At 73.8% G+C, this 12,957-nt stretch carries 2 protein-coding genes; both read right to left on the bottom strand.

The annotated features are described in order from the left end of the window. Positions 1 to 2 precede the first annotated feature (2 nt). Positions 3 to 491 (bottom strand): DUF6301 family protein, encoded by a 489-nt coding sequence (locus ACSP50_RS07525; protein ID WP_014688557.1) that lies wholly within the window; start codon positions 489 to 491, stop codon positions 3 to 5. Further along, a complete protein-coding gene (locus ACSP50_RS07520; RefSeq protein WP_043510995.1) occupies positions 484 to 12,945 on the bottom strand; it encodes a glycosyltransferase in 12,462 nt (4,153 codons plus the stop codon). Before ACSP50_RS07520 ends, ACSP50_RS07525 begins: the two co-directional genes overlap by 8 nt. Positions 12,946 to 12,957 lie beyond the last annotated feature (12 nt).

The following is a 12,957-nucleotide window of genomic DNA, read 5'->3' as shown; positions in this document are numbered from 1 at the left end:
GATCATCCGTCGTCCTCGTCCGACCAGTCGGCGATCGCCAGCCACTCGTTGTCCGCCCAGGTGAGCAACACCGCGACGGGCAGCTGGTCGAGCACGATCGTGGCCCGCTCGCCGGGCCACCGGACCTGCGGGTGGTCGGCCGGCCTGCCGTCGCCCGGCTCGCCCAGGATCGCCGTGCCGGTCCGGACCGCCAGGTCGAACACCCCGGGCAGGAAGTCCGGCGGCGCCTCGGGCAGTCCGGCTACCGAAGCCAGGGTGATACTCACCTCGTCCACCGCGCCGCGGCTCCAGGCCAGCTGGACCGGGCGGCGCGGAGCCGGCCACGGCACGTCGGCGATCACACCGTTGTCGTCCTGGTAGGTGACGGTCCATCCGAAGCGCTCGGCCAGGGCCGGAAACCCGGCCCGGTCCCAGGACCACTCGGTGTCCCGCAGCGTTCTGAACAGCCCCTCCAGCGACGGCTGATCGGCGGCGGGCGGCAGCTCAGTCATGATCTCCGGTCCTCAGTGGCTCGTCGCCGACCAGCCGGATCGTTCCCGGCTGCAGGCGGTCGTGATCCAGCAGGTACTCCGTGACGGTGACCCGCCCGTCCGCGGCCGCGTGCACCTTCAGGAAGCGCAGGCTGCCCAGACGCTCCGAGCTGATGATCGACTGCAGCAGCGGGCGGAGCTCCGGACGCTCCTCGAGCAGGGGCCGGAGCTTCACGTCGTGCTGCAGCATATGCCTCAGGTACTCGGGGCTGCACTGCTCCGCGCGGATCATGACACCGCCGAGATCGGCCGGGTTCTCCACGTTGCGCGCCTGCAGCGTGCTGCCGGCGCCCTTCTCCTCGATCGCGATGATCGCCGGGCCACCCTGCCGCGGATCCTCGACCAACAGGATCCGGTCGATGTTCTGCGGGGTGCCGGGCTTGTCGGAGACGGCGCCGGTCAGCTCCCGGGCCCCCGGGAAGTGCCGCTCGACGATCAGGTCGCCACCGGCCGTGCCGAGCTTCTCGCTGGCCAGCTTGACCTCCTTCGTCAAGCGGATGTACTCGATCCCCCGGGCCCGCAGCGCGCTGCTCTGGGCGTCGGACAGGAACGGGGCCGCCTTCGTCAGGGTGTCCCGCAGCGACGCCCCGCCCAGATGCTGCGCGTCGAGGGTGATCCCGTGCCCCTGGAGCACCCGGGCGAGCGGTGCGAGGTGCCGGTTCCAGACCTCGTTCCGCTGGGCCTCGAACGACGCGCGGGCCTCCGCCGCCTGCCGGACGCCGACCTCGGTGGTGGAGTCGCCCGTCGGGTCGTACTGGCGCTCGGAGCCGCGGTCCGGAACCGCACGCGCAGCGGCGTCCCCGGTCGGCGGCGGGTTGTCGTCCTCGACGTTGCGGGAGCCCACCCGCGGCCGGCCGTCGCGGTTGCGGCTGGTGCCGACCCGGTCACCGGGGAAGTGATCCTTGCCGTCCGGCCCGAGCATCAGCTTCTGGCCGTACGTGGTGTCGCGGCGACCGTCCCAGACGAGCTCGTGCTGCTGCCAGCGACGCTCCGGGCTGGTCTCACCGGGCCGGACGTGCTCCACGGCGACCGGCTCGGCCGCCGCGTGCGCGGGCTCCCGCAGCGGGAGTTCGGCATGCCAGCTCTCGCCGGCCATCACCTCGACACCCAGCGAGGTGCCGCCACGGTGCCAGCCCGCCTCGGTGCCGGCCCGCGCGAACTCCTCCGGCCGCGGGAACCGCGGATCGCCGAACGGATGCTCGGCGGCCCGGCGCAGTAGTCCCTGCCCGGCGGTCAGCTCGCGGCGCATGTTCGCCGCGGTCTCCTCGACCGTGCCGCCGCCGAACCGCTCGCGCAGCGCCGGCACATCCGCGCCGCCGTCCGCCAGCGTGTCCAGGGCGTGCCGGATGTCGCGCACCCGCTCGTCCAGGCCGGTCAGGATCCGGGCGACGTCCGCCGCCTCGGTGCCGGTGCCCCAGCTGTAACCGCGCCGGGCGAGCTCGTAACCGTCTCGTCCGATGGCCGGCGCCTCGATCCGGTCCACTCCGGACTCCCGGTACCACTCGGCGAGCTGCCGGTCCACCCGCGGATCGAGGGACACACCCTCGTGCCGGGCGACCACGCTGCCGTCCGGCTCGCGGATCAGCACCCGGGTCTCGGTGCCCAGCGGGACGCCGTTGCGGTCGTCGACCCGGAGCCGGATCACCATCTCGTCGGGTCGGACGGTGATCGCCGCGTCGCCGGCCAGCCGCAGGGCCCGCGTGCCGATCCGGCGTTCGTCCAGCTGCCGGGCGATCTCCGCGGCGGCGTGCTCCGACCAGCGGCCGGCCTCCGCCTCGGAACGCGGGAGCAGTTCGTCAATCGTGGGCACCCGGCCCTCGGCGTGCCAGGGGCGGCCGATCCAGCGCAGCTCCCGGGCCGGCTCCGGATAGCCGAGCCGGGTCAGGTCGCGGTCCACCCCGTCGATCTCGTCGCGCAGGTGCGCCTGCAGGTCCGGGTCGCCCTCGGCGGCGTCCAGGCGACGCTGCAGGTGGAGCCGTTCGTTCATCCGGGCGGCCGCGTGCGGGTCGACCGGCGGCCGGTCGGCGCCCAGGGCGTGCCGGATCGCCGTCATCGAGCGGCGCACCAGGCCCTGGTCGGCCGCCCGGATCTCGCCGGCGTGCCGGATCGCCAGCGTCTCGCTGATCTCGTGCACCAGGACCCGGCTGAGCTGGTCGGTGGCGACCCGATGGTTGACCGTGACCACGTGCGGACTGCCCGGCGTGCCGTCGCCGACACGGGTCTCGGCCAGGTCGTCCATGTCCCGGCCGATCTCGGTGACGAAGTGCCGCGGTACGTCGTCGGCGGTGGTGACGGTGATGACGTGCCGGCCGTCAGCCTCGATCGCGTGCACCTCGCCACCGGCGAAGTCGGCGCCGGAGATCTCCCGCGCGGCCTCGTGCAGCTCGGTCACCGAAAGGTCGGCCGCGCCCTCGGGCCGCCCGTCCGGCACGAACGCGGTGTCCTCGATCGGGCTCGCCGTATGCCGCGGGTTCTCCCCCGGAGGGCCGTCATCACGACCATCGGCCCGGTCATGCGCGGTCTCCTCACCACGCGGGGCGGCCCGGTCATGCGCGGTCGCCTCACCGCGCGGCGTCGACCCGCCGTGCGTGGTCGCCTCACCGTGTCCGCTTCCGGTCGTCCCGTGCGGGCCAGGGCGGTCCGGCCAGGCGAAGCCGCCGGTCGCGGCCCGCCGTTCCGGCCAGGCCGACATCTCCGGTCTTTCCGGTACGTGGTGGGCCCCCTCGTGCGCACCGGTCCGCTCCGTCACCGCACGCGGCGAGTAGACCGGATCGGCGGGCGCCTCGCCGCGCAACACGTCCAGCACGCCCCGGGCCGCATTCCCCGGCGCGTACCGCTCGCCGAGGAAGTCCCGCAACTCCCCGGCCCGCGCATAGTGCCGGTCCAGCCCGGTCAGCGCCGACCGGACGTGATCCACCCAGGCGCCCAGCCGGTCGTCGTCCACCGCGGTCAGCAGGTCCTTGACCACCTTCTTGGGCAGCACCTCGGCGTCGCCGGCCACCGCGTCGACCCGGTCGCGCAGGGCGGCCACGGTGTTCCCGTCCCGCACCGTCGCGGCCTCGCCCAGCCCCTCCGGCACATACCGCGAGTCGCCGAAGAACATCCCGGCACCGGTGCCCTCGGGCACCACCACCGGCACCCCGGCCTGCGCCGCCTCGCTGGCCACCAGCCCGAAACCGTCCTGAATGGACGGCATCAGCACCAGATCCGCGTCCATCAGGTCCTGCCGCAGTTCCGCCCGGCCCTCCGGGGTGCCGGACGGGACGAACTCGCGCACCTCGACCGGATGCCCGGCGATCGCGGTGAGCCGATCAGCCATCATCGGCCCCTGCCCGTCCGGGGCGCCGCGCACGGTCAGCCGCACGTCGACGCCCTCGGCCCGCAGCTCGCGGACCATCCGGGCGGCCATGTCGACGCCCTTGATCGCGTCGTCGGCGCGACCGCGCACGTGCAGCTCGTACCCGCCACCCGGGGACCGGGACGGCGCCGGGCCGGTGTCGCGCGGCATGTCGGAGATGATGGTGTGCGCCGGCACCGGACGCTCCGGCGACGCCTCCCAGGCCAGCCGCCCGGCCTCCTGGCCGAGCAGCGGCCCGATGCCGGTGACCAGGTCGGCCCCGTCCATCAGGGCGCGCTCGGTGGCCGCCCGGTCGTGACCCTCGGCGGGCAGGCCGCGGACCCCGTCCAGCACCTCCGGCGAGGTGTGCAGCACGTGGACGTACTTCGCCTCCGGATAGACGTGCTCCTGCAGCACCCGGGCCGCGCCACCGCCGAACCGGGAATTGCCGACGATCACGTCGACCTCGGCCGGCAGGTTGTCCAGCAGCATCGACATGGCGCGGCGATCGGGCCGGTCCTTCTCGTCCAGCACGCCCCAGACCTCGCGGACGCCACGCACCTCGATGCCCTGCCCGGTGGTGAGCCGGGTGAGCTCCGGACGGCTCTGGGAGACCAGCGACACCCGGCCGTACACCTCGGCGCCGGCGGTCCGGAAACTCTCGCTCAGCTCGCGGTTCGCGGTGATCACGCCGCCGGCGTTCGAGTCGTACTCGGTGCAGACGGTCATCACCCGGGTGGTGCCACCGGCGGGCGGATCCCCGGCGGCGTTGCGGCGCACCACCTCGCGCGGGTCGAGGGTGTCGTGGAACGTCTCGTCCCGGACCCGGGCGACACCGTCACCCAGGCCGCCGATCGCGTCGTGCACGCTTCTGGCGGCGGCCGCCGGGCCGTACCGCTCCTGCAGCTCGCGGCTCAGCGACAGGGCGTGCTCCCGGGCACCGGGGTCGAAGGCCTGCCGGGCCCGGTCGACCCAGCCGGCGGCGTCGGTGCCCGCCGGGACCACCGATCGGCCCGCGTGCTCCGGCGAAACCTTCTCCGGGTCGCCGAACAGACGCCCGGCGCCGCTCTCGGCGTGCGCCAGCACCGGCACGCCGTCGCCGGCCGCCTGCAGCACCAGGCCGTCCAGCTGGGGCCGGGCCACCGGGTCGAGCACCACATCCGCGTCGCGCAGCAGCTCGCGGCGCCCGGCGACGTCGTCGGGCAGCCGGCGGACGGTGACCTCGCTGCCGGCTGCCTCGGCCAGCCGGTCGGCGTGCCAGGCCGCCTCGGCCCCCTCCGGGTCGCGCAACGCCACCGTGAGCCGCGCGTCGACACCCTCGGCGCGCAGCCGCCGCACCGCGTCCGCGGCGGCCAGCTGGGACCGTTCGTCGCCGGTGGCCAGCACGTGGTAGCCACCCTGCCCCGGGATCCGCTCCGGCGGCGGACCGCCGTCGATCGGCGGGATCAGCTCGTGCACCGGCGGAATCGGATCGGCGCGGTGCTCGGTGAACGCCGCGCGCAGGCCGTCCGCGACCTCCGGACCCACCGCGATCACCAGGTCGGCGCGGGACAGCACGTCCAGGTGCGCCGGATCGGTCGGCACCACGTCGATGATCTGCACCACCCGGGCATCCGGGAAGGCGTCCCGCCGCGCCTCGGCCACCCCGGCCGTCTGTCCATAGCCGACGATCACATCGGTGTCGGCCGGCAGGTGATCGGGACGCAGCAGCGGGCTGATCCGCCCGGTGACACCCGGAACCGGCTCGGCCGGGATGGCGCGGACATTCGGGCCCAGCTCGCCGGCCTCCAGGTCGGGGGCGCGCAGTGCGACATGGTCACCCTCGCCGCCCAGCGCGATGGCCAGCTCCCGCAGCGTGCCGCGCTGCATCGGCCCGTCCGCTACGTCGTCGAACGCGAGCAGATGCTGCGGAGCGGTGTTCCGCCACTCCGCGACCCGCGGCGGCACCGCCGGTTCCAGATGCTTGATACCGGCCCAGCTGGAGGTGAGCAACGCGTCCTTGCCGACCCAGTGCGCGTCCCGGCCGTGCTCACCGCGGTCCCCGACGGCGAGCACCTGCTCGGTGGTCGGCCAGTCCGCCAGCAGACGCTCACCTCGGGTGATGGCCAGCATCCGGTTGTAGATCTCGCGCGCCTCCTGGCGCTGGCTGATCATGTTGTCGCGCAATTCCGACGGGTTCTCCCCGCCGTACTTCCGGTAAAGCGGGCGCAGTTCGTCGGCATCCCGTCGGCTCAAGCCATCCAACAGCTCGTCGATCCGGTCGGCCTCCAACCGCAGGCGCTGGATCGGATGGACACCACCGCGCGGTTCCCAGGCGTAGCCTTCCCGTGCCCAGGCGAACCCGCCGACCTTCTCGGTGTTCACATGGATGTAGCGAACACCGGACTCGCGATACCAGCCTTCCAGGTGATCATTGAACTCTCCGGCGAAGCCTCCGCCCTGGACGCCCTCGGCCAGGTAGAAAGCCTCGTTCTTGACCACCAGGAAGTTCTCTTCCGGCTGCCGCCTGAACCACTGGGTCGAGCGGCCGACCTGTCGTCCCGCTTCGTCCAGCACCCGCACGTGGACCCGCACCGCGTGCTGGGCGATCTCGACCTTGTTCACCTCGACGTGCTTGTCGCCGTACGTCCGGCCCTCGTACCTGTCCTTGACGGCCTCCTGAATCGCTCCGTGCCAACGTTCCGCCTGCTCACGGGTGTGCGGGATGAGGTCACCCACGGGTGGCCGCTCCCCCGCCTGCCACGGTGGGTCGACGAGATGCTCGGGGCCCGACGTCCCATCCGGCCCGGAAGGCCCATCGGGGTCATGTGCGCCCGCGGCGGCCCGGTCCTCCACGCCCGGAGCAGCGTGGTCATGTGCCCCGGAAGCGGCATGGTCATGGGCCCCGGGCGTCACCTGGTCATGGACGCCCGGAGTGGGATGTCGCGATCCGAGCACACCACCCGACAGCCCCGCGGGCCGCTCCACCGCGAACGGGTTGACGTTGTGCCCGAGGGCCCGCAGGTCCCGCTCCACGCCGGTGATCTCGTGGCGCAGCTGGGCCTCCCGGACCGGGTCTCCGGCCGCCTCCCGGAGCTGCCGCTGCAGATGCAGCCGCTCGTTCATCCGGGCCGCCGCGTGCGGTTCCACCGGCGGTCTCGCCGGGGCGTCGCCACCGGAGAAGAACCGCCCGATGCTGGACGCGGCCCGGCGCAGCAGCCCCTGCGGCGGCCGGCCCACCTCCTCGGTGTGCCGCATCGCCAGGGTCTCGGTGATCTCGTGCACCCAGACGCGGCTCAGCTGCTCGGGTGCGACCCGGTGATTGACCTGGACCACGTGCGGGTTCGCGTGGGTGCCGGCCTGTACCGAGACCTTGCCCAGGGTATCCATGTCCCGGCCGACCTCGACCACGAAGTGCTCGGGTTCGGCCCGGCCACGGACCCGCACCTCGACGTGGTCGCCCCGGTGCGTGACGGCCTCGACGTCCCCGGCCGAGAAGTCCTTCGGGTCCACGTGCTCGCTGGCGTCCCGCATCTCCTCCGGGGTCAGGTCGGGCAGGTGCTCCGGCCGCCCGTCCGGTACGAAACGGGTTCCCTCGATGCCGCTGGCGGTGTGCGTGACCCCGCCGACCGGCTCGGCCCGCAGCGCCGGGTCGTATCCCAGGAACTCCTCGGGCGGCGGCCCGTCCAGGTACCGGCGGCCGGTCCACCGCCGGTCCACCATCGCGTCCTTGCCCAGCCAGTGCTGATGGGCCCGGTCGGTGCCGTGCAGCGACTCCCGGTAGCCGAGGCGCGCGATCTCACCGGGCACCGGGTACGCGTGGCGCGGCTTCGTGCCGTCGGCGACGCCCTTGGCCCGATCGAGCAGATCCTGCGCGTCCCGGCTCTGCTCGCGCATGTTCCGGGCGAGTTCATCGGGGTTCGCGCCGCCGAACTTGTCGTACAGCGACCGCAGCCGCTCGGGCCCGTACCGGTCGAGGTTGCGCAGGTCCCGGCCGATGGCGTCGACCTGCTCCTTGAGCCCCTTCATCACCTCGTGGCCACCGTGGATCTGCCACTCGTAGCCGGCCGCGGCCCAGCTGTATCCGCCCACCTTGGTGGCGCGCAGCTCGACGAAGGACGCACCGGACTCCCGGTACCAACCCTCCATGTGCCGGTTGAACCGGCTCGCGAAACCGTGTCCGCGGGCGTCCTCGGTCATCTCGAGCCGGTTGTGCTTCACCCACACCGTGCCGTCCGGCTCCCGGAAGAGCCCCCGGGTGATCTCGCCCACCCGTTGCCCCTCGGGCGTGAGCACTTCGAGCTCCACCACCACGTAGTCCCGGCCCACCTGGGTGCGACCGGAGCGCACCCGGACCTCGTTCCCGGCGAACTCGTGGCCGTGCAGTTTCGCCTGGATGGCGGCGTCGATCGCGTCCGCGCGGAGCGCCGCCTCCTCGTCGGTCCGCGGAATCAGATCGTCGATCGGCGGCGTCTCCCCGGGCGCCCACGGCGTCCGCGGATCGGTCGGATCGTGCGGCGTCGCCGGCACCTCCGCCGGGTCGTGCCCGCTCTTGCCGTCGTGCCCGAACTCCCGATCCTGTGCCTGCTCAGCACCCTCGTGAACCGGCTCGCGATCATGCGGAAGCCCGTCCTCACGCGCAGGCAGACCGGCACGTGGCGAAGCCTCGTCCCGGACCGGCCCACCATCGCGCGCGGTCACTTCATCGCGCGCGATCGCCTCGTCCCGTGCCGGCACACCGTCGTGTTCCGGCCCCCGGGACAGGTCCGGGTGCGGCGTAGCCTCCGGCCGGCGTGGCGCCAACGCCGCCAGATCCGGAAACTCCGACCTTTCTGTCCTTTCTGTCCCTTCGGACCTTTCCGATTGCTCCGGACGTCCCGCCCGTTCCGGCTCAACCGGCCTCGCCGGCTCGGCCCGGCGCGGCTCCAGCGCCTCCAGGCCGCGCAGGTGCGCCGGCGGCTCCGCCCACTCCCGCGGCGTGACCCGGTCGACCGCTTCGTCTCCGAGCGCCCGCAGGTGCTCAGCCACCGCCTCGGCCGGCTTCGGCCGGATCCGGCCGTGCTCCCCGGCTTCGGTCAGGTGCTCCTCGGCCCACCGCGGCAACGGCTCGGGCACATGCCGGCCCCGGGCGATCGACTGGATCGTGCCATCGGTCAGCTCCGGGGGCAGCGGCGGCTCAGCCGGCTCCGCCGCATGCCGCACCATGTCGTCGTGATCCCGTAGTCCGACCTCCGGCCGCGCGTCCTCCAACCCCCACAACGCATCCCGCGGAGTCTCCCGGGCGCCTGCGGGCACATCGGAAACAGCGTCACGCGGCGCATCGGCACCACCATGGCGCGCGAAATCGGGAGCGGCCTCACGGGGTACGTCCGTTACGGCCTCCCGCGGCGTCCCATCGTGCGAAGCAGCCTCACGAGGCACATCGGTTGCGGCCTCGCGCGGCACCCCATCGTGCGGTCCGGCGTCGGCGGCCGCACCATCCCCACGGGACGGCGGGAGGTCACCCGCCGCACCCTCGTCACCGATCGCCTCGAGATCCCTCGGTGCGCCTTCGCCGCTGTGCGGCGCCGGCTCGCGCCCTCCCGGCACGGCTTCGCCGGCCGGCGGTCGGAGCTGTCCGCCGACCTCTTCATGCAGTGCCCGCCAGGCGTTGTCCAGATTCCCGCGTACGTACGAGGCCCGCGCCCCCGGTTCGGCCGGCACATGCGGGGACAGCCCGATCGCGGCCCCGTCCGCCTGCCGCCAGGTGCCGTCCGCGAGCTGTTCCAGGGCCGGCCGCCGCAGCACCGGCCCGCCGGCCGGCAGCGACTCGTTCACCTGCACGGACACGTCCACGGTCACGCCGTCGCCGTACCGCACCCGCAGGGTCGCCGACTCCGGGTCGAAGTCGGCCCGGTGCGGCAGGTCCGGCGCTCCCGGCTCACGTCCCTCGATCAGCGCGCCGATCTCCCGGTCGGCGACCGTCTCCACGTCCTCGGGTCGCGTCACCGGCCGGTCCGGAGCCGCCCCGTCGACCTGCACCAGGCGGAACGGCTCTATGCGGCGTACGTCCCCGCCGCCGGCCACGTCCCCACGGTCCGGGATGTCCGGACCGCCTTCGCCGCGACCGCCGCGAACGCCGGCGTCGCCGCCCCGTCCAGCGGCGTCCCCGCCGGCGTGTCCTTGTCGATCACCAGCGCCCGGTCCCGGCTCGGATGCCCGTACCGGCACTCCACCGTGGTCGGGTCCTCCCGCGCCTTCCGGAAGCCGACCAGAATGGCCATCCCAGGGATCCCGCCCTCTGCTCGTCTCCCCGCCCGCCGCCACATCGCCTCGAGAAGCCCCGTGCCGTCCGGAAGCCGCCCGGTCTCCGCCAATCGCCCCGCGCTCGCCACCAACGGCGGCACGATCCCCTCCCGCCGGCCCCCGCTCGCCACCGATCGGCGCACGGTCGTTCCCCACGGCAGCACGATCCACAGCAGCACGATCCACGGCAGCCCGGTCACTACCGACCCGGGCACGGTCACTACCGACCGGGGCACGGTCACTACCGACCGGGGCACGGTCACCCCCGGCCAGGCCATGGTCGGCCCCGGCCGGGCTCCGCTGCATCCCGGCGGACCCACGGCCGGCCGGACCGACCCGATCCCCGCCCGGCGGCGGCCCGTCCCCACCCGGACGCACACCATCCACCGACGCGTGAGCACCCGGACTGTCCCCCAAGGAACCGGCAGCCGTCCCGCCCAGCCGGTCGGGCGCCGCTGTCCCGTCGACACGACCCGCCACCTGGCTCGGCGTCTCGCTGCGCGGAGAGGCGGGTGTCCCACCATCCGGCGGCGGCCCACTGCCGTCCGGCAGATGCCCCCTGCCCCCACTGTCCGGCGCGGTCGGCTCACCCGCCTGGCCCACAGACCGCTCACCAGCATCGGGACCGCTGTGGCGACCTGCATCCGGCGTAGTCCGATCACCGGCCCCGGGCACACCGCGGTCACCCGCACCCGGCGCGCTCCGATCACCCGCGCCGGGCACACCGCGGTCACCCGCACCCGGCGCGCTCCGATCACCCGCGCCGGGCACACCTCGGTCACCGGTCCCAGGCGCGGCCCGGTCAGCCGCGCCGGCGGTGTGCTCGGCCGGTGCCGACGACGCGTAGTTCGCCCCGGCGGCCGGGCTGCCCGAGGCAGTGCCGGCTTCGGGCGTACGCACCGGGGAGGAAACGTCTCCACCGGATCGCCCGGCGGCGGCCGCGGTCCTGCCCCCGTCGGCGGCCGCGCTCGGGCCGGCCTCGCCGGCACGTGCCGGAGTCCCGCCACCCCCACCGCCGCCACCACCGGAAACCGTCTGGCGCGGACCGCCACCGCCCCCACCGCCGCCCCCGCCGCCGTCGGCACGGGCCGGAGCGCCCGGCTCGACGCGCGCCGGAGCCGCCGCCGGGGCCGCCGCCGGCGGCTCGGCCGTGACACCCGGTGACGGCGACTCGGTCCGGACCGTGGCCGGCTCCGGACCCCAGTTGTCGGCGATGTGCTGGGCCACCTCGGGCCGCGCGGAGACCTCGGCGGGCACCACCCGCAGCGCGCCGTCACCGCCGTGGTTGGCCCCCTGGTACGCGGCGTAGCCGTTGTCGGTGAGCACCAGGTGCTCCCGGATGCCGAGCTTCGGGTTGTCCCGGAAGGAGACCGCGGAGAAGCTGCCGTCCTCATGGGACAGGATGTGCAGGTCTTTGCCGATCTGCAGTTTGCCGGCGCCGAGCGTGCTCATCTCCAGGTGGGTCTGCCCGCCGAAGATCACCCCGGCCTCGGCACCCTGCACCGCGCCGTGCCCGGCTTCGGTCCAGTTCAGGTCCTTGATCCCGGTGCCCTGTTCGAGCTGGCTCATGATGTCCAGGCCACCGCCGGCCAGCGCGCCGCCGGCGACGTGGCCGGTGATGCCGCCGAACATGCTGGCGCCGAAGACGCCGCCCTGGATGGCGCTGTCCTTGACGTGGCCCCAGTCCAGGCTGTCCCGGTTGCCCTCGCCCATCTGGACGAGCTGGCCGGCCAGGTCGCCGCCGCCCATGAAGCCGGCGCCGAACGCGACCCGGCTGCCCACGTAGTGCCCGAACTCCTTGCCCAGGCCGACCGTCGCGGCCTCCTTGACGGCGAGCTTGGTAAGCGCGTTCTCGCCGACGTCCTCGGCGACCTTCCTGCCCACCCAGTTCTTCATCAGTTGCTGCTGGATCTCTTTGACCAGCTGCTTCTGCACCGCGCGGGCGCTCTGCTGCGCGAGCAGACCGCGGACCTCGGTGTTGGCCATGTCGCGCAGGGCCTGGGCGGCGAGCCGGTTGGCGACGGTCTTGGAGATGCCACGGGCGGCCAGGTTGGTGGCGCCCTTGATCGCCATGTCGGTGAGCCACTTGCCGGCGATCTTCTCGGCCAGGTTGCGGGCGCCCTGGGCGACCAGGCCGCGGACCACGCCGGCCGGGATCATGTGGCCGAGGGTGATCCGGGTGACCAGCGGGACGGCGAACCGGACGCCGGCGGTCAGCGCGCGGGCCGGGAGCTTGCCGAACACGAACGCCAGCGGCTTGATCGCGAACTTCATCACGATGCCGGCGATCCGCCCGATGGTGGCGGAGGCGGCCTTGCCCAGCAGTGCCCGGAAGCCCCAGAACGCCGGTGGGGCGCCGGTGAGCGTGGCGCCGCCGGTCGGGCCGGCCCCGGCGATCATCATCCAGATCTGCACGGCGAGCATGAACAGGTTCATCGCGACGGCGAACTTCATCAGCTCGACCTCGAGCCCGAAGTTCTGCACGCCCTGGCGCATCTCGCCGGCGCCCTCGGCGGTCTGCCGGAGGCTGTCCAGGTACGCGTACCACTGCTCGACGAAGGCGGAGGCGGACGCGTCGCCGGACCAGTTCTCGACGATCGGGTCGGCGGCCCGGACGATGTCCTGGTACGTCCGGTTCAGCTCGTCGGCGAGCCGCTCCCACTGGTCGGCGAGGTCGTACACGTTGTTGGCGTGCGCCAGCGGGATCTCGCCGATCACCAGGTGCGAGAGCCAGTCGGCCCAGCCGGGCAGCCACTCCTCGAACGCCGAGAAGTAGTCCAGCATCGACGTGATGAACTCATGATCGTCACTCACGGGTCGGTCCGG

The organism is Actinoplanes sp. SE50/110 (genome assembly GCF_900119315.1).
In the GTDB taxonomy this organism is placed as follows: Bacteria; Actinomycetota; Actinomycetes; order Mycobacteriales; family Micromonosporaceae; genus Actinoplanes.
The sequence above is the reverse complement of the archived record's forward strand: the minus strand, read 5'-3'. Positions and strand labels throughout refer to the sequence as shown.

What these genes read in the sequence shown, in the direction of transcription:
- ACSP50_RS07525 (WP_014688557.1), bottom strand. Translation starts at nt 491, where the DNA reads ATGACTGAGCTGCCGCCCGCCGCCGATCAGCCGTCGCTGGAGGGGCTG.